The sequence below is a fragment of the Vibrio sp. ER1A genome (assembly GCF_000733315.1).
Lineage (GTDB): Bacteria > Pseudomonadota > Gammaproteobacteria > Enterobacterales > Vibrionaceae > Vibrio > Vibrio mediterranei.
This window is the reverse complement of sequence record NZ_JPJA01000086.1, coordinates 36,252-57,789: the sequence shown is the minus strand read 5'-3', so window position 1 is coordinate 57,789 and position 21,538 is coordinate 36,252. Positions and strand designations below refer to the sequence as shown.

Genomic DNA, 21,538 nt, shown 5'->3' with positions numbered 1-21,538 from the left:
TAGAACCTAGAACCCAGAACCTAAAAAACATGTTAGGCCAGTCGTTAAATCGGCTGGCCTTTTTTGCGTCGTTAAATGCGCCAACACCATGGCTAATCAAGTCTCTTCTCTTCATGGCTTTGGCCCCGGTTCTAGCTCTGACGCTCATCCAACACTCTTGTATTTCGCAGCATCCTTAGTAACTGGGTTGTTCGCAAAAGACTCTACCGATAGCGTACGCTACGCTAAAACCTCTTATTCGATTGATGCAGTATCAGAGCGTCTCCAGAGCCGTCACTTTCCCTAGATACTAAAAAACCTCAAGCATCACTGCTTGAGGTTTCAAAAAAGAGAGCGGTTAGACGTTTATGCCTAATTGTTCTCAATCAGCATGGTACCTGCACCCGTATTTGAAATAGGCGCGTGATAGCTACTTTTAAGAACATTTAACTCACCCGTTAGTGCGCCTCTCATGCCTAACCACATAATGAATTCCGCACCCTGTGCACCGCCTTGCTCCACCAGATCATAAATCGACAGTTTGGTCAGTGTTTCCGGATCATCAATGAGTTTTTCCATACAATAAAGATCAAACTCTTTGTTAATAAAGCCAGCGCGTTCGCCATCAAGTTGATGCGACAACCCTCCCGTACCAAGTACCACCACCTTAAGGTTTTGGTCATAACTTTCGATCGCTTTACCTATCGACTGACCGAAGTCAAAACAACGTTTCGGCGATGGCATTGGATGTTGCTCAACGTTGATGCAAACAGGAATCACCTTCATATGACCATAGCTAAAGTTCGGCCACATAAGCTGCATCGGAACCGTTAACCCATGGTCTACCTTCATTTCCTGGCAAATCGTAATGTCGAATTCATCTTCCACCAACTGGTTACAGATATGCCAGGAAAGCTCTGGGTCGCCTTTGATTTCAGGAATAGTCGGAATGCCCCAACCTTCATCGGCATTTTTATAAGAAGGAGCAGCACCGATCGCAAATGTCGGCTTTTTATCCAAGAAAAATTCCAATCCATGATCATTGTAGAAAACAACGGCTACATCCGGCTTAACCTCATCAAGCCAATGATGGATAGGTGGGTAGGCATCAAACAGTGGCTTCCAATAGTCCGTCTGCTGTAGATTGTTCTCAATAGCTTTACCAATTGAAGGAATGTGAGAAGTAGTAATACCGCCAACAACTTTTGCCATAATTATTTCCCCGCCTCTACTAACATTTGTTTGAATTCTTCTACTGTCATGCCCGTCTGTAACGCACCAATGTCTTGCATGTTTAGGCCTAACATTCCGACGAATTTTGCCAGGTAGTAAATACTGCCACCTTCGCGGATAAGCCCTAAGACATCACGCTGCTGAATCGCTGTTTTCTGAGCTTCTGTTAAGCCATATTTGTCGCAGTAGGCCATCTCATTAGCAGTGAATTCGTCACGACCACACTGCTCGTTGAGCGAATGACACATCTTATTTAGGCCGTAGCCTTTGCGTGCCATCTTGCCGTCAAACATCGTAGTACCAGGGATAGGTTTATTATTTAAGTAAGTCATGTTACATACTCTCCGGCCAGTAGAGTTTCATTGGATTAGTTACTAACAGCATCTGTTGCTGCTCTGCAGTCGTTGCAATTTGAGGGATCACATCCACCAAGTGACCATCATCTGGCGTATGTGACTTCATATTAGGGTGAGGCCAATCCGTCCCCCAAAGCACTCGGCTTGGAAATAAATCAACCAGAGTCTTAGCAAATGGCACAACATCCGAATAGTCTGGTGGAGTGAGTGTAAGCCGCTCAGGACAACTTACTTTGCACCAGATGTTTGGATTGCGCTCCATCAAAGAGATAAACTTTCCAAACTCCGGGCTATCGATACCTTTTTCGACATTAGGGCGGCCCATGTGGTCGATCACTACGGTCATGTTGAGCTCTTCAAGGAATGGAATGACATCGTCAATGTCTTGCGACTCAAAGTAGACAACCACGTGCCAACCTAACGGGCGAATTTTATCGGCAATAGCTCTTAGTTTTTCGACTGGCACGGTATCCACCAAGCGCTTCACAAAGTTAAAACGCACTCCGCGAACACCTGCTTTGTCCATTTCAGAGAGCTCTTGTTCGGTAATTGTCTCATCAACAAAGGCGATGCCACGCGCGAGCTCGCCTGCGGTTTCAAGCGCATCAACCAAAGCTCGATTGTCCGTGCTGTGACAAGAAGCTTGTACAATAACGTTACGGCTGAATCCGAGAAAATCACGTAACGCAAACAGCTGCTCTTTTGATGCATCACAAGGCGTGTACTTGCGGGCAGGTGAGTAGGGAAACTTTGAAGCAGGACCAAACACATGACAGTGAGCGTCCACGGCACCTTCAGGTACGACAAATTTAGGTTGGCTTGGATTAGGGTGGAATGGTAAGTAATCAGCGTCCATTTTTCTTCCTTGTTATATTCAGTAGGTCTGCTGTCCAAAGACGGTTCCATCAAACAACTTACGCGCTGTTCGAAGAATGGCCGCGGACTTTACCTGATTGTTTTCAACGTCCAACACCACACTCATCTTTCCTATTGGGTGTTCAACATCCATCTTAATTGGATCTTCTGTAGTGACTTTGGCAATTCGACTTGCTGGGGTTTCTGGCAACATGCATGCCGTTGCGACACTGACGGCACCTAAAACGCCAATCGAAGCATGACAGCGATGGGGTATGAACGTGCGAGTGGATACCGCTCCGCCATACTGTGGAGCACTAACCAGCGCCATCTTCGGCACTGATAACGCTCGCACATCTCCTAAATTCATCAACGGCCCCGCTTTTAGGCGAATCGACTCCAATCGCTGTTTTAACTCCACATTATCATCGAGTGCTTCACGTGATTCATCTCCAGTCAGACCAAAGTCTTTCGCGTTTAGCACTACCACTGGCATGCCATTATCAATCAGGGTAACTTCAACCCCTTCTATCACATCCACGTGATTACCACTTGGAAGTAGCGCGCCACAACTCGAGCCAGCAGTATCCTCAAAACAAACCGCAATAGGTGCTGACGTATTAGGTACGCCGTCTATGGCACAATCACCAACATAGCTGACTCGCTTATTCGGAGTTTTAACCGTCACCGTCGCAATTTGCATCGTGTTCTTCATAAAGATCCGAACAGAGGTTTCCCCCTCTTGCGCTTCCACCAATCCTCGTTCAATGGCAAAAGGCGCGACACCTGCCAAGATGTTGCCGCAATTTTGCTTCTCACTGATCAGCTTTTGATCCACAAAGACTTGCAAAAATAGGTAATCAATATCGACGCCTTCACGTGTTGAAGGCTCTACGACCGCCACTTTTGAAGTCAGAGGATCCGCGCCTCCAATGCCATCAATCTGCCTTACATCTGGCGACCCCATGATTGATAGCAAAAAAACATCTCGTTGCTTGTCATTGCTGGGTAAATCTTGATGGAGAAAGTAAGCACCCTTTGACGTACCCGAACGCATCCACATACAAGGTGCACTCAGCACTGGACTAGACATATTTCAGCCCTTTCTCAGCCAGGCGTTCGCGCATTTGGTAAATATCGAGACCGAGCTCACCATTGGCCAAACGAACTCGTTTGTTTTCTTCACGCTCCATACGAGCCAATGATTCATGCAGTACTTCTTCAGCTTCTTCGCGTCGAACGACCACTACGCCATCATCATCAGCCACCACAATATCGCCAGGATAAACAAGTTCACCAGCACACGTCAGCGGAACATTTACGGAACCAAGTGTTTCTTTGATGGTACCCTCGCTAAACACCGCTTTAGACCAAACTGGGAAGTTCATTTCTCGTAAATCACGAGTATCACGTACACCGCCTTCAATCACTAAGCCCACCACGCCACGAGCTTGCGCAGATGTAGCGAGAAGATCACCAAAGTAGCCGTGATTCGACGGGGAGGTTGGCGCAAAGATCAAGAAGTCACCCTCTTGCGCTTGCTCTATCGCCACATGCATCATCCAGTTATCACCTGCTGCACCCGATATGGTCAACGCAGAACCTGCTACGGCATCGCCTTGAAAAATTGGGCGCATGTAATGAGCAAGTAACCCCTTGCGGCCCTGCGCTTCATGAATCGTGGCGACGCCACATTTACGTAAGCTCTCAACCACATTTTTATCTGGTCTTTGAATATGTTGGACTACAAGATTGTTCTGCATGTTTTTACCTTATTATCCTTGTAAATATTTGAACGTACGGTTTGTTCTTGCTCTTCAAGCATTAATGCTCAAAGGCTGACAGACCGAGTGAAATGAGGCCAAAAGCATCCTTAAATGGCTCGGCTGAATGACTAAAGCCACTATAGCGACCAGGTTGGTGATGCGATATTTCAATTATTTTTCAAGGTATAAGATTTTGAGATAGAAGTGACATTTGCTGCGGGCAACGCACAGGATTAAAGCCTTGCCGCAAGGGGTTCTACAAAAAATGAATAGGTGTTAATAAAAAGCAATTATCGCAAACGGACAACATTTGATAGCGTGATGAAAACACAACAAGGAATGAACTATGATTCAATGCCGACTTATTGGACAGAACATCCAACGCTCTCAATCCCCTGCTTTTCACAATCAGCTAGCACGCTCGCTTAATATTGCTTTGAACTATGAGCTAGACGAACTCACAACAAACTGCGCTCATGAACTACAACAACATACTCTCGATCTGTTTAAGGGCAATGTTGATTCTGCCAATGTCACATACCCATACAAAGAACAAGTGCTCATCGCAGCCGATCACATTGCCCCATGTGCACAAAGGGTAAGTGCAGCCAACACCCTAGTTAAGAGAAACGACAAAATTGTCGCCTTTAACACCGATTACAGTGGGTTTATCACCGCATTTAAGCAATTTCGTTCTAAAAAGCCAGGTAATGTGGTTTTACTCGGGTGTGGTGGTGTCGGCAAAGCTATCTGTTTTTCACTTGTCGATTTAGGGGCAACTCAAATTGCACTCTACGATAAAGAACCAAGCAAAGTCGCTGAGCTTGAACAGGCGCTCTCTAACGAGAGCATCGATACCATTCGCTTAGATGATTCAAATCTTGAACATTATATAAGACGCGCCGACGGGGTCCTAAACTGCACACCTGTTGGGCATTATTCTACGCCTGGGTGCCCTATCGACTCGTCGTGGCTTGAAGGACAGTCTTGGGTGTTTGATGCCGTATACACACCTCACAATACAGAATTTACAATCGCCGCATCGCGCACCTCTATTGACGTATTAAGTGGCTTCGAGCTCTTTTTCCACCAAGCCAACGATGCCTTCATGCTTTTTACTGGTGAAACCCCCACAAAAGAACAACTCGATTCCATTAAACACTTGCAGCTTTCGAAACTAGATTAAGGACGAACCACCCCATGAAAAAACTACTGATACTTAACGGACCCAACTTAAACTTACTTGGCTCCCGTGAGCCGCAGCAATATGGCTACGAAACACTTGCTGATGTTGAGGAAAACTGCCGTAAAGTGGCTTCAGAGTATGGCTATGAGACAGAGAGTTTACAGAGCAACACTGAAGGCCACTTGATTGATGCCATTCATAAAGCTGGCGCTGAGTTCAAGCAAGGGCATTGTGATGGCGTCGTATTCAACCCCGGCGCGTACACTCATACTTCAATCGCTCTACACGATGCAATCAAAGGCGTCGATGTTCCTGTAATTGAAGTCCACATTTCTAACGTACATGCTCGGGAAACTTTCAGACATCACTCGTACATATCTCCCGTCGCAGCAGGCACAATTATTGGTATGGGAACTAAAGGTTATAAATTAGCAATAGACTTTTTACTTGATAAATAATCACCATTTGTACGGTGATATAAACCTGACTTTGTTGCATCGCTTAAGCCTCTGCTCACATTCCGCGTGAGTATGGTCTTATCATCTCTTAACTAATTAGATTTGGTAGGAAAATCGCACGCCCCTATGTTTTGTAGAGCTTTTTTGTTCTACCTGATGTTGTTAGTTAAAAAAAAGCCCCTCTCACAAGAGGGGCAACAGTACCATCGCTTATAGTTATAGTGATATGCCAATAAATTCGGGTCACTCGCTAATTGTTTGATTCAATGGAATCGCGCGATAACTGGAAATTGTGTTCAAATGCGATTAACCGAAGTCACCATTTACATAACCTTGAGTGCGGTCATCCGCTGGGTTTGAGAAAATAATCGGTGTTTCATTATGCTCAACCAGTTCTCCCATTAGGAAAAATGCCGTGCGGTCTGAGATACGACGCGCTTGCTGCATTGAGTGAGTCACGATAACGATGGTGTAGTCTTTCTTAAGCTCTTCCATCAACTCTTCAATTTTATGTGTCGCGATAGGGTCAAGTGCCGACGTTGGTTCGTCCATCAGAATGACATCTGGTTCCATTGCAATAGTACGTGCAATACACAGACGTTGCTGCTGACCACCAGATAAACCAAATGCATGCGACTTAAGACGGTCTTTCACCTCATCCCAAAGTGCGGCACCACGCAAAGAGCGCTCTACCACCATATCAATGTGCTTCTTATCTTTGATGCCTTGAGCACGCAGACCATACGCCACATTCTCGTAAATACTCATTGGGAATGGGTTTGGTTTCTGGAAAACCATACCGACTTTAATGCGAAGGTCAGCCACATCGATATTGCCATAGATGTCGGTACCATCCATTTCAAGCGAGCCGGTGATTTTCACACCTTCTATCAGATCGTTCATACGGTTTAGACAACGTAGTAACGTTGACTTGCCGCAGCCAGAAGGACCAATCAACGCCGTCACTTGGCGAGTTGGAATCGGTAGGTTGATCGATTTCAGTGCTTGGTTTTCACCGTAGAAAAGGTCTAGGTTTTCAATATTAAATTTGTTCATAGTCTTAATCTCTAAATTCTTTATCGTGCAATGTCGTCATGTTGGGAGTGGCGAGGCTCTTTATGTTCTGGCTGTGCCACTCGACGTCAATAATCTCTGTTAGTACGTTGCTGTATTGAAGCGGCTAGCGATAAGCTTAGTCAGCATATTGATAAGTAGTACAACTACAATCAATACCGTTGCTGTGCCATAAGCTTGATTCCACTCTTCTATTGTGAACAGTTCCGTTGTGAGTTTATAAAGGTGAACCGTTAGTGTACGACCTGAATCCATCAATGAATCAGGAATACGTGCCACCATACCAGCCGTCAGGAACACTGGAGCAGATTCACCAATTACACGACCAATACTAAGAATGACCGAAGTTAAGATACCTGGCATTGCGCTTGGCAAAATAAGGCGCCAGATAGTGTAGATTTTTGAAGAACCAAGAGCGTACGAACCTTCACGATAAGTTTGTGGTACGGCCATCAATGCTTCTTCTGTAGTACGAATAATAACTGGCAGGATCAAGATACTCAGTGTTAATGCACCGGAAAGAATCGAGAAGCCAAAACCAAGAATAACCACGAAGAACGTCATACCAAACAGACCGAAAATAATCGACGGAATGCCAGCCAACGATTCAGTACAGAATCGAATGACCTTCACTAACTTACTGCCAACTTTGGCATACTCCGTTAAGTAGATTGCGGTCATGATGCCTAGCGGTGCAGCTACTGCAATCGAGGCGATAACCATGTAAATGGTTGACACAATCATCGGGAAAATACCGTGCTCATCGCCAGTACGCGTATAGTTATCGGTAATAAAACTCCAGCTTACGTGTTGAAGACCATTTGAAAGGATGTACCAAATAATCCAGAACAAGAAACCCACAGTAAGTGCAGCAGCGGCCCATACAAATGCATTCAGAACCGCGTCTTTATTTTGGCGCGCTTTTTTTAGTTTAACTGTATCCATAATGATTACTTCGCTTTCTCACGGTTCAAGTAAAGTAGTGCAGCGTTTAGCATCATGATAAACACCAATAACACTACGCCAGTCGCATACAATGCATTAGCGTGAACACCACTTGCGTAAGACATTTCGATCGCAATGTTTGCGGTTAGAGTACGCGCTGAGTCGAGGATACTTCCCGGCATCGCAGGCGCATTACCCATGACCATGATGATTGCCATGGTCTCACCAAGTGCGCGACCGATACCTAGAATCACACCCGTCATAATGCCCGAGCGAGCAGCCGGTACGAGTAGTTTGAAAATGGTATAAATCTTTGAAGCACCAAGTGCTAGTGAACCTTCTTTATAGGTGCGAGGCACTGCACGAATCGAAGTTTCAGATACGGTAATAACCGTTGGAAGAATCATCACACCCAACACAATGATACCCGCAAGAATCGTGTTACCCGCAGGAACATTAAAGATTTGCTGAATCAAAGGCACAATGATGACTAGACCGAAGAAACCGTAAACAACCGAAGGAATGCCTGCCAATAGTTCAACCGCAGGGCGGATAATGTCCGCCAAACGCTTCGGGGCAATTTCTGCGATAAAGATAGCCGTTAGTACACCTACTGGAACACCGACGACAACCGCACCGAGAGTAGAAACCACCGACGCTACAATCATAGTAGCAACACCGTAAAGTGCTGGTGGAAGCCAGTTTTGGCCTAAAACAATGCCAGAAACGCCCACTGCTTGGAAAGCAGGAAGACTTTCTTTGAAGATAAAGTAAGCAATAACCGCTAGCGATACGATACCGATGATTGCACTGGTAAGGAAAAGTCCATGGAAAATTCGTTCTTTCCAATCCACTCGTTTTTGAGCCTTGAGGCCGCTGCCACGAGTTACGGACTGAGTCGCTTCATTACTCATAAGCTTCTCACTATTTGTTGCGATGGTCATAATTAATTTCTACTCGTCGAAAGTTCGAGTTAGACATATAAAAGGCTCAGCCCTAAACGGTGGGCTGAGCAAGGTATTCAATATTTACTGGTAGAGATTAGTTTACTGAGATGTAACCTTTCTTCTCTACGATTGCTTGAGCTTCGTCAGTTAGCATCCAGTCAAGGAACTTCTGAGCTTCAGCAGATGGCTTACCTTGTTGGTAAAGCACTAGGAAAGGACGAGCTACTTTGTATGAGTCGTTCTTAACATTGTCTACAGTCGCTGGCGTGCCATCGATTTCTAGAGCGTGTACAGAAGTATCAACTGTACCTAGAGAGATGTAGCCAATTGCGTATGGGTTGCTTGCTACCATAGTCTTTAGTGCACCGTTACCGTTAGCAACTTGAGCGCGCTGAGAGATAGCCGTTACTTTCATGCCGTTGATTTTTTGCTTCAGGCTCATGATGTCTTCAAATGCGCCACGTGTGCCAGAAGCTGTATCACGAGTGATAGCTACGATAGGTTTGTCTGCACCACCAACTTCTTTCCAGTTGCTAATTTCGCCTTTGTAGATTGCTGTTACTTGCTCAGACGTTAGACCTTTTAGGTCGTTCGCTGGGTTAACAACAACTGCGATACCATCGCGAGCAACAACTTCTTCTACTAACGTTGCTTGTTTTTCATCTTCTTTTAGTGCACGAGAAGACATACCCATGTCTGCTGAGCCATCTTTAGCTGCACGTACGCCCGCAGAAGAACCTGGTCCTTGTACTTCAATGAAAACATTTGAGTTTGCTTTCATGTATGTTTCAGAGAAAACTTCCATCAGTGGAGTTACGCTGCTAGAACCTACCGCAGAGATAGTTTCTTTAGCTGAAGCTGGAGTCACTGCTAGTGCGCCTAGTAGAGCGATTGCACCGATAACTGTCTTTTTCATCACAATTTCCTTTATTGGCTTGATTGCCGAGTTTCATTTGAACGCTGACAAGATTAGTGCCCGAATATGACAGTTGTGTTTCACTTAGTTGAAAGGTGTATGACAAATGACAAAAACGTTGAGAGGAGCAATTGGGATAAGATCACTAAAGAATCAGTAAGTTAGTGATAGATTTGACTGTAAAACCAAATATGACGACAAAATTATTTCGATTATATGACTGTCATATAACTGAGGTTTTCAGTTTGAATGGGATAAAAAAAGAGCCTTGATAAGGCTCTTTAGTAGAAATGATTGATTAAGCGTCTTCGGCTGGCTTCGGCTTTTTCTTAGGAATAAAGACCGAATCACCCACCGCAACATTTTTGTAGAACGTTTTGTCGCGTTGCGCCGGCTTCTTAGTCGTCGCTTTCTTCTGTTGAGGTTTACCCTTAGTAGCAGTCGCTTTTTTGTTAAACGCAGGCTTCTTAGGTCTAAAGCCTTTGAACTTACCTTTAAGCCCTTCTAGCTCAGAGAAAGTCAGGTCTTGTTGTAAGAAGGCTTCAACACGTTTAAAGCTATCCCAATCTTTAGGGCCCACGAGAGATACCGCATCGCCCTTATTACCCGCACGACCTGTACGACCTACACGGTGTACGTATTCTTCCGTGTGTTTTGGCATATCAAAGTTAATTACGTGCGTTACGCTCGCAATATCAATGCCACGCGACGCCACATCAGTAGTCACTAGGATCTTAAAGACATGACGCTCGAACTGACTCATAATCGCATTACGTTGAGTCTGATTGAGATTCCCACTTAATGCGACTGCTTTAAGCTTCTTCTCATTGAGCCATTTAGTAAGACGTTCTGTATCGACACGTGTCGCAGTAAAGATGATGACTTGCTTATACTCTGCTTGCTCAAGAATACGCTCTAGAATTGCTTCTTTATGATCAAGATGATCACATAGATAGAATTTCTGAGTAATGTCTTTATGCTCTTCATTCGATACGCCAATCGCAATTCGTTTTGGTGCATCTAACATCTCAGCTGCAATATCATTTACTTCGGCATGGTCAAGTGTTGCTGAGAACATTAACGTTTGGCGACGACGGTGTTTAGCCGCGTTATGAATACGACGCAGCTCTGGTGCAAAACCAAGATCTAGCATGCGATCCGCTTCATCAAGAATGAGAGTATCTAAGCCATCAAGGAATAGAGAGCGGTGCTCAAGGTGGTCAGCTAAACGTCCTGGTGTCGCGACGATAAATTTTGGGTAACGACGCAGCGCTTTTACTTGATCGTTAAAGTTCTCACCACCTAAGATCAGCGTGGCATCGTAAGATAAGCCACCAAGCATCGATTTTAGTTCGCCATAAACTTGCTTCGCCAATTCACGTGTTGGTGCAAGAATAACAGCACGAGGATCTCTTGCTGAGAATGCTTTGCTCTTGAGTGCTTTATGGAGCATCGGCAATACAAATGCCAAAGTCTTGCCAGAACCAGTCTTCGAAGATGCCAACAGATCCTTTCCAGCAATAGCTACTGGAATAGCTTGCTTTTGAATATCAGTCGCTTTCTTAAAGTCATAATGACTTAAGTTCTTCAGTAGTCGGTTATCAAGGCCAAGTTCTTTAAATTGCAATGCGTGTACTCCTAAAAGGTCGTGCAGATAAAAATGAGCGCGCATAATACCTGATAATTGTCATGGTAACCAGCAATGTCAGTCACCCAGAAATTTGCGTTCCCTTGCTTCATTGTAGGAGATGTCCCACTTAATATGGCCCAAATTCTGCTTTCCTTAGATAAAATCTGACGATACAGTGACTTATCGTGTTCTCGCGTTATAATTTTGACAGAGATCACATTATCCTATGCCAAATTATTCTCATAATTAAGAAAGAGGAAGTTTAACCGCAAAATCGCGTAATTTTTTGGTTTTTCTGACTTTTAAATAATTTGCGTTCTTAAAATTAGGCACTAAACTCAAAAATAGCCTCAATGCGATGAATTAAGTAGCAGGGCTGTTTTAAATACTAAATCCTGAAGGAGCTTATAATGAAGAAAGTTTTAATTGCAGCAGCAGCGTCATCAGTTCTACTACTAGCTGGTTGTGCATCTGGTCCAGACGAAGCAACAACAGCAAAAATGGATGACCTAAGCAACCAAGTAAGCCAACTAAGCTCTGACGTGCAAGCACTGAAGAACGAAGTTCAAATGGGTAACAAAAATGCAATGGCTGCTCAAGAAGAAGCTGAGCGTGCAAACGAGCGTATCGACAACATCGCTCAGTCTTACACTAAGTAAGCAAAAGAATACTAAGAAAAACACCCGCTTGATGCGGGTGTTTTTTTATATCTGTAAATCGACCTGTTATTCTAAGTCATCCATAGCCGGTACAACTTCAATCGGCACACCATTTTGTGCTAACACCGCCGCGCGAGCAATTCGGTCATTAATACCGTACTCGTCAAGCCACCAAGTCAGCTCTTGAGGGATGTCCATTTCCTTTTTAGTTCCGTCACTGCGGGTCAAAGGTTCATGTGCCTCAATAAACACACTTCTGTCTGGCTCTAATGCGATCTTGATAGGCTCATCAATGATTCTTACTTGCATACCTATTTTCGCTTGGTGGAATAACCAATCAATGTCTTTCGGATCCATTCGGATACAACCAGCACTTACCCTCAGACCAATACCAAAGTCTTTGTTAGTTCCATGGATCAAGTAAGAGCCCGTCCCGTACGCAAGTCGCATCGCATAGTCTCCGAGCGGGTTTTCCGGGCCAGCGGGAACAACTTTTGGCAGCTCAACACCTTTAGCTAAATACTCTTTACGAATTGAAGTAGGCGGCGTCCAAGTTGGCGCCTCTCTCAATTGGCTGATTTTCGTTGTCATTTCCGGTGTATCTTGACCAATTCGGCCAATACCTACTGGAAAGATGTGAACCAGGCTTTTGTCAGGTTCAAAATAGTACAACCTCAGCTCAGCCAAATTGATCACGATGCCTTTATAATCGACATGCGGCAAAATAGCCTGACTGGGAATAGTCAGCACGTAGCCTTCTTTGGGTAAGAAAGGATCCACACCCTTGTTTGCTGCCATTAAAGACAGAAAGCCAACATCATACTGCTTAGCAATATCAGACATGGTTTCCCCAGCCACCACACTGTGATACTGCAACGTTCCCACCATATTACTCCCGTCAGTCGGAAGGTTGTAGGTGGCGGCACTCAACCAGTGTGAAAAGCCCAAACAGGCGGCTAAAAGGGTTTTGCGTAACATCAATGTTGGTCCTTTGCATCTTTATACAAAGCTAAGGTTATATCTCTTTGTATCTTATGATCAACTATCGGTTTCGGATATTCGACATTCTCGAACTCATTCCAAAGCCAGGGCTTGTGGATAAATTTGTTAGGGACCGAGTTAAGCTCAGGAATCCACGTTCTTATAAACTCGCCATTGGCATCGAATTTTTCTCCCTGACTTATTGGGTTAAAAATACGAAAATAGGGTTGCCCATCACAACCCGTAGATGCGCACCATTGCCATCCACCATTGTTGGAAGCAAAGTCACCATCAATGAGTTGTGTCATAAAGTACTGCTCCCCCAACCTCCAATCCAAATGCAAATCTTTAGTTAAGAAACTGGCTACTACCATTCTCAATCGATTGTGCATCCACCCCTTGGTATTAAGCTGCCGCATAGCAGCGTCGACGATTGGATAACCTGTTTTTCCCTCACACCATTGCTTAAAATGGTCAAGCTTTCCGGTCCACTTCAGGTTTTTCTCCCACGATAAGTATCCGCGATGTTTACAAAGCTTGGGTTCGAAATAGATAAGGTGTTGGTAAAATTCCCGCCAGATTAGCTCACTCAACCAAGTCTCTGCACCAGTTGATAACGAACAATTGGCCGCATCATACTTAAGCCTAGCGACACATTGACGAGCCGATATTGCTCCAATGGCAAGATAAGGGCTTAACATACTTGTACTGTCTAAAGCTGGGAAGTCCCGCTCGGCTTGGTAGAAGCTCGCTTTATCAGCAGAGAAGTCTCGCAGCCGCTGGATGATCTCGTGGCTATCTACAGGCCATTCTGAGCTATTTCTCGTTGGATACGAAAATGAGGAACTGGAGTCGAACAAGAGGTTTGCAGGCACAGTCACTGATGCTGATACCAGTGGTTTACGCACGATCACTTCACCAACGATTTTTAACCACGCCTTTTTAAAAGGCGTAAATACCTTAAAGTACTCTCCCTTTTGATTGAGTACTGACCCGGGTTTTAAAATACACTTGTCATCAAACGTCCTAATACTCCATTTTGTACCAGCGATCTCAGACAGTCTCTTGACTCGTATGGCTTCATTGGTCTCATAATCGCAGTTCAAAAATACCTCTTGAACAGAAAATTGGTCACAAATGTCAGCCACCCATGTATTCGCAGCAGCATAATCTTGAGCTTCATGGTAGATAAGAGGCACATTGAGTTGTTTTAGCTCACTGTCCAAAACAGTGAGGCGTCGCCAAATTAAATCAGCTTGAATGGGCGAAAGCGAATGACTTTTCCACTGTTCTGGGGTAGCAACAAATGCAGCTATGACAGGGGATTCGCCATCTATTGCTTCGATTAACGCCGTGTTATCTGTGACGCGTAGATCTCGATTGAATAGGACTAACCTCATGAAACAGCCCCTTTGCGTACGTCCATCAAATGAGCAATGAGGGGGGAAACTCGAATATTATTACCGTCCATTTGCTGCGCCTCAACAATGGTATCAAGCTGTTTCTCTGGCAATGACTTTTGTGCAAATAAATAGATAGTTTGATACGGAGTCACATCGGTGAACAGCGTACTCATCTCCTCTACCCCATCTAAAAAAACCACGCTCTCACCCTGTTCTATCAACTGAGCGTAGTAAAGCCACGCGTAGATGTTTCCCGCTTCATCCAAATTCACCATTAATTTATCCAACCGGTGGCCACGTTTACTCTCAGAATTGACCATCAAAGTCAGATGCTTAATAAACATCGTTTTGAACAACGCAAGCTGTAAAGAGCGAGGTCCAAGCTTCAAAAACTGGATAGCTCCCAATATAGGAATAACGAACTTAGATTCCACAATAGTCAGTGGGTACTCCTTGAGTACCATTGCTATCAACCTATCGGTTTTTCCACCATCTAAATCCGCTAAACTATTCAACGTCTCTGACACTTCTTCCAATTGATTAGCGTCTTCGACAGCACTAGAAACCACTTCAGATTCCAATAAAGACTTTACCTTACCGATAGAGACGCCCTTGTTGAGCCAACTCTGAATCGTTTTTATCTTTTCGAGATCATCCGCAGTATATAGCCTGTGACCCTTTTCAGTGCGAAGCGGTTGAACCAAATTGTAACGACGCTGCCATGCTCGTAATGTCACAGGTTTAATACCGGTCAAATCTGCTATTTCTCTAATGGCGTACCGTTTTTCATTACAATCCATATCTTAAACGCATCTCTTCTGGGTGTGGTTGAAGGAAAATTTGGCTCGCCAAGTAATCATCTGGGTAAGCACTCAAATAATGCTTTAACAAGGTTAGCGGCGCTAAAATAGGTAACAAGCCAACACGGTAGTCATCGATAACTTTGGCTAGTTCTGCTTTTTCATCTTTGTTTAATGCCCGCTTAAAATACCCCTGGATATGCATTAAGACGTTAGTGACATTCTTTCTGCTTGCTCGATTTTTTAATGCATCCATCAAGCCATTACGATACTCGGTATAAAAGTCATCTGGAGCGTAGTTACTTTGGTTAGCAACAAGGCGGCCAAGCGATTTGTAAGCACTTGGATCATGAGCCATTAATGTCAATTTATAGCGAGAATGAAAGGCGACAATCTTCCCAGGTGTCGGCTTACCTTCCATTGAGCGATAGAAGTCTTTCAAACTGTAGATACGCGAAATGAAGTTCTCTTTCAGAACCGGGTCATTCAATCGTCCATCTTCTTCTACAGGTAGCCACGGCATCTGATCCATGAGGTGCTTGGTATACAACCCCACTCCATCTGTAGATGCGTGCCCTTTGCTGTAGACTTTAACTCGCTCCATCCCGCAACTTGGAGATTTAGCACAGACAATATAGCCACACATTTCCGTGTCTTTAAGTTCGGCAACCTTCTCTCGGGAGAAGTGCATCATGCCTTCAGTATGGTCACGTGTACTGTCTTTTGTATCCACCAACGCGATACGTTCTTCATTCGTCATCAAACGTATAGTTGGTCTGGGCACAGGGAGTCCCATGCCTACCTCTGGGCAAACAGACACAAATTCAAAGTAGTCCGCTAACTCTTTATTAACGTAACTACTTTGCTTGTGGCCTGAATCAAAACGGACTTTCTCACCTAATAAACAGGAACTGATGCCCACTACAATTGCGTCTTCCATGTTAAATCCCTCGCTACGTTCATCTATTGGCATTGCATGTTATTGGCCAATAAGTGATACAAAATTTTATCTTGTACAATTGTATGTATCGAACCGCAATTTGGTTCACTTCTCCACGAAAAATTTTCTCATCGAGTGATTTTTGCAGAAAAAATCGATTGCCTAACCACTTTCAACAGATTTAGTTATCATTAGTTGCCTTTTATATAATTACCGACAGAAATGTGATTAAAATCTCATAGAACACCAATATATCGGTATAAACTCCCTATCAACGACGAACAACACGTTCAACAGAATTAGTTAAAACTTTAGGAGTGATACAATGGCTACCCCACACATTAATGCTAATCCAGGTGATTTCGCGGAAACTGTACTAATGCCAGGTGACCCACTTCGCGCGCAATATATCGCGGAAACTTTCCTTGAAGACGTTGTAAAAGTGTGTGACGTTCGCAACATGTTTGGCTTCACAGGTACTTACAAAGGCAAAAAAGTGTCTGTTATGGGCCACGGTATGGGTATCCCATCATGCTGCATCTACGTTCACGAGCTAATCAAAGATTACGGCGTAAAAAATGTTATCCGCGTTGGTAGCTGTGGTGCTGTACGCGACGACGTTAACCTTATGGACGTTGTCATCGGTATGGGTGCATCAACGGATTCAAAAGTGAACCGTATCCGTTTTAACGATCATGACTTTGCTGCTATTGCAGACTACGGCCTACTTGAAGAAGCGGTAAAACAAGCGCGCTTGCAAGAAGTACCAGTAAAAGTGGGTAACATTTTTTCTGCGGATCTTTTCTACACTCCAGAAGCAGACATTTTCGATAAAATGAAACATCTGGGCATTCTTGGTGTAGATATGGAAGCGGCAGGTATTTACGGTGTAGCTGCTGACCTAGGTGCTAAGGCACTGACCGTACTAACGGTGTCAGACCACATTATCCGTGGTGAGAAACTAAGCTCAGAAGACCGTCAAAAATCATTTAATGACATGATGGTTGTAGCGCTAGAGACTGCAATCAACATTTAAAGAACAAAGCCAGCTCAATGCCTGAATGAGCTGGCTTTTCTTTGCCAAGGAATCGACCGAACCATAGGGGGTGAACGTGTCAGAAGGCAGACTGCCGTTAGCCGCAAATGGATTACAGCTCAATTTTTGTAAAACATTGGCGTGTGACAATTTTGGACGAAGTGATGCAAACCTCTATATCCTGCAGCACAGTAATCCTAAACGGCCAGCGATGGTATGCCGAGAGTGTGGCGCGTTTCCCCCCCTACTTAATAACCAAGAAGTTCTTAACGAACTTGACCGCTTAAGCCAACATCACCATGACGGCCTTCCCTCTTGTAAGGACGCTCAATGTGAAAATTATGGCCTGTCCGTTCATACTCATAAAGAGCGTTACCACGCTTTTGGCTTTAGCGGTGATCGTCAGCGGTACCGCTGTAAATCCTGTCAGGGTACTTTCGTCGATCGTTGGTCTGGAACCAACAAAAAGCTCTCCTTTCAAGAGACACTCTTAGGTTTATTGTTCACTGGCTACTCGGTAAGAGAAATCTGTCGAAAGCTCGAAATCAACCCGAAGACTTTCTATGATCATATTGATCAAATCGCCAGTCGTTGCCGACGCAAGCTTGCTGATATTGATGCGAGATGGATTAATCACGCTGATGAATACCAACTAACATCCAACTATCGGACGCTTCAGCCACTTAGTAACAATGGCGTGTTCTGGTTCGCAACCTGTGACGCTAACTCGGGTTACGTATTGTGTCAGCATACCAATTATTCTGTTGATGCCACGCCAACAAGCTTTACCGATCACAATGCCTTTCAAGTGGATTGCCAGATTGTCCCATCCGACTACAGTGCAGAAAACAATAGCGAAGTAAATATACCTACCGATAACTTAAAAAGTCGTATCGATGTCAAGTATCAGAACATTCTGGCGCGTAGCAATGTCGAAGATCCTCTCGGTAATTTTGCAGCGTTTAATTATCCAGCCGTCGGAGCGCTGATACGCGCACCCTATACCTCTTATGCGCATTATTTGCATATTTTACAGTCGTTAACCGATAGCAAACGGGTTTCGATTTATATGCCGCAAGATCCGGTATTGCGCTCTGCCGCTCTTACGGTTTGCTTGCCTCGTATTCAAGCTGGCACTGTCGATCTTATGTATGTTGAGCAAGATGAAAATTGGGCTGATTCTGAACCATCAGAGATAATCGACGTTGTACTGATGGGATGGTGGCGCGACCGCTGGGCAGTGACTCAACAACCTTCCGGTGCGAGTAAAGGAATATGTTATTTAGCCGGGAGTAATCCAAATGTTCCTTATTGGTTGAAATCGGCTTCGACCAAACAGATCGATTTTTATCAAGACCGATTCCAATTGCTGTTCGAAAGCTTTATCAACGAACCAAGAAGAAAGCTAAGACCTGCCGGAATTCATCCGCTATTGGATATCTTCAGAGCGTGGCATAACCTTTGTTACCAAGACAAATGTGGCCAAACTGCGGCGCAACGTTTAGGGGTTACCGAGTCGCCTATGACACTAAAATGCCTACTTAGTTAGTAGGCATTTCGATATTATTTTCTGTTTCTTCCTGCATTTGATTACAAGAAAAACAGGGAAATTCCTCCCAATGCACATAATGTCCCAAGTACACTTCGTTTAGTCACGCGCTCCCCACGAATCGCGTAAATGATTAGGATAAACAACGGGCTGGTTGCAATCAGTGTTTGGGCAATCGCAGGGTTGGCGTGCTTTAAGGCTACCTGCTGTAGCCACAATGCTAAGAATGTTCCTACAAATATCGCGGCAAGCAACCAGGTCCAATTCTTTTTCGACATATCTCGGCTTTGAGTAAGAATCGTCGAAAATGGCTTTTTCTCGACAAATGGAATGATGGCGGCAACCGCCATGACACCAATAACTAACCGAATGAGTGCACCTAGCAACGGAGGGAGATCCCCTTGCACCAAAGCAAAGTGGGAAATCACCACCCCAGAAGCCTGACAAACGCTGGCGACGAGCCCATACCCAACACCGTGAAGATTGAGAGCCGAACCGTCACTTTCATTCGGTTGGAATACAACTGCTGTCACCGCAATGGTAGTAATGATAACGCCTAACCAGCTTTGCAATTGCAGTGCTGCACCAAGAAATATAAGCGCGAGAACTCCTGACAAAGGCGGTGCCAAAGATTCCAGCAACAGAGTTTTATTAGCACCGATTCTTTTTAACGCCGCAAAGTAGGCACTGTCACCAATGGCTATACCAATAACACCAGAGATACCTAAAACCCATAAATACTTAGGTTCTATCGCAACCTCTGGCATTGGAGTAAATGGCAGAACAATCAACATCATCAACGACGCGATTGATCCTTTAATGATATTAAGTTGTAACGCAGTAAAGTGATGTGAAAACTGGCTGTATATCCACGTTGCAATCGCCCAAACCATCGCAGCGCCTACCGCAGCTGCTTCTCCAATAAATCCCACTTTCTATCCTTTTAATTACCGCACAGTGTTGTTTAATACATAAATATAACAGATACTTAACTTACCGAATGAACACATTGTTCTCTTCATTACTTGTTAGCAAGGATGCATTATGTTTCTTGATTATTTTGCTCTAGGCCTTCTTGTCTTCGTTGCTCTGGTTATTTTTTATGGAATTATCGTTATTCACGACATTCCTTATGAAATAGCAAAAGAGCGTGACCATCCTCATCAGGATGCCATACATGTTGCTGGTTGGGTAAGCTTATTTACGCTTCACACAATATGGCCATTTCTTTGGATTTGGGCAACCTTATGGCGTAGTGAGCGCGGTTGGGGTTTTCATAAATTAGAGGAAGAGCAACACGATCTTCATCACCGACTCGAACGCCTTATCGATCAAGTTTCCGAACTTGAGCAAGAAGTCACTTATCTTAAAGGCAAGCAATCTAACGCTGCCGTTCAACAACAAGCAGAGGAGAAGTAATCCATGGATTTATTACTGATACTCACTTATGCAGCGCTATGTATTGCCATTTTTAAGATCTTTAAGATTCCTTTGAACAAATGGACAGTGCCTACTGCAGTGCTCGGTGGCGTGGTACTAATCGGTACTCTGATTCTTTTGATGAACTATAACCATCCATTTAGTCAAATCGGTGGACAGTTTTACAGTACTACTCCCATTGTTTCTAGCGTGCGTGGTAAAGTAATTGAAGTCGATGTCGAAGCGAACCAACAGCTTGAGAAAGGCGATGTGTTGTTCCGTATTGATCCAATTCCATTTGAAGCGGAAGTGATTCGTGCAAAAGCCGCGCTTGCAGACGCGGAACAAGATGTACTTCAACTAGAAAGTGCATACAAAGCGGCCCAATCTGACACAATCAAAGCTCTAGCCGAGCGCGATAAAGCTGAACGAGAGTATGCTCGTTACCAAAAAGGCTTTAAGAAAGGTGCTTTTACGGCGCAACAAGTCGATACTCGTCTGCAAACCTTCAAAGCAAATCAAGCCGCTTTGGAAGCCTCTCAGGCGAAGGAAGAAAGTGCACGTTTAGCGTTTGAGTCGCAAATTTACGGTGAAAACACTACGGTTGCTCAGCTTAAAGCCCAATTGATACAAGCTGAATTCAACCTTAAAGAAACTGTGGTTCGTGCACCAACCGACGGCTATGTGACTCAACTAGCGCTTCGCCCCGGTATGATGGCAGTACCACTTCCACTTGTTCCCTTGATGACGTTTGTCCATACCGAAGAGAATTTCTACGTTGGTGCATTTCGTCAGAACTCGTTACAGCGACTCCAACCCGGGTTTGAAGCAGAGTTCTTATTTAGAGCACTGCCTGGAAAAGTGTTCAAAGGAAAAGTCGTGGAAGTTTTACCCACTATTGCGGAAGGTCAGATTAGTGCGAGTGGAACACTAAGAACAACCCAGAGCTTTAACACTATGGGACGTGCTATGGTGAAATTGGTGATCGAAGATGACATGAGTCAATATGTCCTGCCGACAGGTTCTAACGCAGAAATTGCTATTTATTCAGATAGTTTCACTCATGTTTCTATTATGCGTAAGGTTTTGATACGAATGAAAAGCTGGCAGAATTATCTGTATCTTGATCACTAAATAGATATTTGTATTAGAAACTAGGTACATATTCTCAAGGACACCATATGGTGTCCTTTTTTTGTACTCTAATTCCGACAGAGAAAAGTGAGCTTTAGCACAGTTATAAAAACCCACAAGATTAGTGCGCTTATCTATGATTCAAATCAAAACCAAACATACTACTAAAGGAGTAGCGTTATAAATAATCACGAAATGACACATTTATTAATAAATGCTTATGAATTTAAAAAAACGATATATTTTGCTCATTACCTGTGTGGGAATATTAA

Annotated in this window: 23 protein-coding genes; 8 read left to right on the top strand and 15 right to left on the bottom strand. The window is 44.2% G+C overall.

Annotated elements, in window-relative coordinates:
- Positions 1-88: 88 nt before the first annotated feature.
- A complete protein-coding gene (locus tag HW45_RS29295) occupies positions 89-286 on the top strand; it encodes a hypothetical protein (protein ID WP_152559649.1) in 198 nt (65 codons plus the stop codon).
- A gap of 65 nt (positions 287-351) precedes the next feature.
- Here the strand turns inward: HW45_RS29295 and HW45_RS08055 are convergent, their stop codons facing one another.
- Genes HW45_RS08055 through HW45_RS08035 form a run of 5 tightly spaced genes read right to left on the bottom strand, consistent with a single transcriptional unit; the run spans position 352 to position 4,186 of the window.
- Positions 352-1,191 (bottom strand): class III extradiol dioxygenase family protein, encoded by an 840-nt coding sequence (locus HW45_RS08055; protein WP_038226147.1) that lies wholly within the window; start codon positions 1,189-1,191, stop codon positions 352-354.
- A 2-nt stretch (positions 1,192-1,193) separates the two neighbouring features.
- Positions 1,194-1,544, bottom strand: coding sequence for a protocatechuate 4,5-dioxygenase subunit alpha (locus HW45_RS08050; protein ID WP_038226145.1), 351 nt, complete (start codon positions 1,542-1,544; stop codon positions 1,194-1,196).
- Between the two features lies 1 nt (position 1,545).
- A complete protein-coding gene (locus HW45_RS08045) occupies positions 1,546-2,424 on the bottom strand; it encodes an amidohydrolase family protein (RefSeq protein WP_038226142.1) in 879 nt (292 codons plus the stop codon).
- 18 nt (positions 2,425-2,442) lie between these two features.
- Positions 2,443-3,516 carry a 4-oxalomesaconate tautomerase gene (locus HW45_RS08040; protein WP_038226139.1) on the bottom strand — a complete coding sequence of 358 codons (1,074 nt, stop codon included), beginning with the start codon at positions 3,514-3,516 and terminating at the stop codon, positions 2,443-2,445.
- Positions 3,509-4,186: a 4-carboxy-4-hydroxy-2-oxoadipate aldolase/oxaloacetate decarboxylase gene (locus HW45_RS08035; RefSeq protein ID WP_038226136.1), complete on the bottom strand. Its 678-nt coding sequence runs from the start codon at positions 4,184-4,186 to the stop codon at positions 3,509-3,511. The genes HW45_RS08040 and HW45_RS08035 overlap by 8 nt, the downstream gene beginning before the upstream one ends.
- Positions 4,187-4,535: 349 nt before the next feature.
- Between HW45_RS08035 and HW45_RS08030 the strand changes: the two genes are divergently transcribed.
- Both HW45_RS08030 and aroQ read left to right on the top strand, forming a co-directional pair.
- Complete coding sequence (locus tag HW45_RS08030; RefSeq protein WP_038226134.1) at positions 4,536-5,375, top strand: shikimate dehydrogenase family protein; 840 nt, start codon at positions 4,536-4,538, stop codon at positions 5,373-5,375.
- Between the two features lie 14 nt (positions 5,376-5,389).
- Complete coding sequence (gene aroQ / locus HW45_RS08025; protein ID WP_038226133.1) at positions 5,390-5,833, top strand: type II 3-dehydroquinate dehydratase; 444 nt, start codon at positions 5,390-5,392, stop codon at positions 5,831-5,833.
- Between the two features lie 306 nt (positions 5,834-6,139).
- Here the strand turns inward: aroQ and pstB are convergent, their stop codons facing one another.
- The 5 genes from pstB to HW45_RS08000 form a co-directional block, all read right to left on the bottom strand.
- Positions 6,140-6,889 (bottom strand): phosphate ABC transporter ATP-binding protein PstB, encoded by a 750-nt coding sequence (pstB, locus tag HW45_RS08020; RefSeq protein ID WP_006069313.1) that lies wholly within the window; start codon positions 6,887-6,889, stop codon positions 6,140-6,142.
- Between the two features lie 99 nt (positions 6,890-6,988).
- Positions 6,989-7,852, bottom strand: coding sequence for a phosphate ABC transporter permease PstA (gene pstA / locus HW45_RS08015; protein ID WP_006069314.1), 864 nt, complete (start codon positions 7,850-7,852; stop codon positions 6,989-6,991).
- A 5-nt stretch (positions 7,853-7,857) separates the two neighbouring features.
- A complete protein-coding gene (gene pstC, locus HW45_RS08010) occupies positions 7,858-8,796 on the bottom strand; it encodes a phosphate ABC transporter permease subunit PstC (RefSeq protein WP_006069315.1) in 939 nt (312 codons plus the stop codon).
- A gap of 97 nt (positions 8,797-8,893) precedes the next feature.
- Entirely contained in the window at positions 8,894-9,715 is an 822-nt protein-coding gene (locus HW45_RS08005; RefSeq protein ID WP_006069316.1) for a phosphate ABC transporter substrate-binding protein, read from the bottom strand.
- Between the two features lie 298 nt (positions 9,716-10,013).
- Positions 10,014-11,387, bottom strand: a complete 1,374-nt coding sequence (locus HW45_RS08000; RefSeq protein ID WP_050798564.1) for a DEAD/DEAH box helicase — start codon at positions 11,385-11,387, stop codon at positions 10,014-10,016.
- Between the two features lie 368 nt (positions 11,388-11,755).
- Here HW45_RS08000 and HW45_RS07995 point away from each other — a divergent pair, with 368 nt between their 5' ends.
- The gene (locus HW45_RS07995; protein ID WP_006069318.1) at positions 11,756-12,004 is read left to right on the top strand and encodes an Lpp/OprI family alanine-zipper lipoprotein; all 249 of its coding nucleotides are present in this window, start codon (positions 11,756-11,758) and stop codon (positions 12,002-12,004) included.
- A 66-nt stretch (positions 12,005-12,070) separates the two neighbouring features.
- Here HW45_RS07995 and HW45_RS07990 read toward each other — a convergent pair whose 3' ends face one another.
- The 4 genes from HW45_RS07990 to HW45_RS07975 are packed head-to-tail and all read right to left on the bottom strand — an operon-like array spanning position 12,071 to position 16,128.
- The gene (locus HW45_RS07990; RefSeq protein ID WP_038226132.1) at positions 12,071-12,982 is read right to left on the bottom strand and encodes a L,D-transpeptidase family protein; all 912 of its coding nucleotides are present in this window, start codon (positions 12,980-12,982) and stop codon (positions 12,071-12,073) included.
- Positions 12,982-14,385 carry a deoxyribodipyrimidine photo-lyase gene (phrB, locus tag HW45_RS07985; protein WP_038226131.1) on the bottom strand — a complete coding sequence of 468 codons (1,404 nt, stop codon included), beginning with the start codon at positions 14,383-14,385 and terminating at the stop codon, positions 12,982-12,984. Before phrB ends, HW45_RS07990 begins: the two co-directional genes overlap by 1 nt.
- Positions 14,382-15,188, bottom strand: a complete 807-nt coding sequence (locus HW45_RS07980) for a MerR family transcriptional regulator (protein ID WP_038226129.1) — start codon at positions 15,186-15,188, stop codon at positions 14,382-14,384. The genes phrB and HW45_RS07980 overlap by 4 nt, the downstream gene beginning before the upstream one ends.
- Positions 15,178-16,128, bottom strand: a complete 951-nt coding sequence (locus HW45_RS07975) for a YbgA family protein (RefSeq protein ID WP_038226128.1) — start codon at positions 16,126-16,128, stop codon at positions 15,178-15,180. Before HW45_RS07975 ends, HW45_RS07980 begins: the two co-directional genes overlap by 11 nt.
- Before the next feature lie 325 nt (positions 16,129-16,453).
- Between HW45_RS07975 and deoD the strand changes: the two genes are divergently transcribed.
- Both deoD and HW45_RS07965 read left to right on the top strand, forming a co-directional pair.
- Positions 16,454-17,164 carry a purine-nucleoside phosphorylase gene (gene deoD, locus HW45_RS07970; protein ID WP_006069323.1) on the top strand — a complete coding sequence of 237 codons (711 nt, stop codon included), beginning with the start codon at positions 16,454-16,456 and terminating at the stop codon, positions 17,162-17,164.
- A 76-nt stretch (positions 17,165-17,240) separates the two neighbouring features.
- Positions 17,241-18,713, top strand: coding sequence for a lactate dehydrogenase (locus HW45_RS07965; RefSeq protein WP_038227675.1), 1,473 nt, complete (start codon positions 17,241-17,243; stop codon positions 18,711-18,713).
- Between the two features lie 41 nt (positions 18,714-18,754).
- Here HW45_RS07965 and HW45_RS07960 read toward each other — a convergent pair whose 3' ends face one another.
- A complete protein-coding gene (locus HW45_RS07960) occupies positions 18,755-19,645 on the bottom strand; it encodes a DMT family transporter (protein ID WP_038226127.1) in 891 nt (296 codons plus the stop codon).
- A 112-nt stretch (positions 19,646-19,757) separates the two neighbouring features.
- Between HW45_RS07960 and HW45_RS07955 the strand changes: the two genes are divergently transcribed.
- Entirely contained in the window at positions 19,758-20,132 is a 375-nt protein-coding gene (locus HW45_RS07955) for a DUF3302 domain-containing protein (RefSeq protein WP_038226125.1), read from the top strand.
- Positions 20,133-20,135: 3 nt separating this feature from the next.
- Entirely contained in the window at positions 20,136-21,266 is a 1,131-nt protein-coding gene (locus HW45_RS07950) for an HlyD family secretion protein (RefSeq protein ID WP_038226123.1), read from the top strand.
- Positions 21,267-21,538 lie beyond the last annotated feature (272 nt).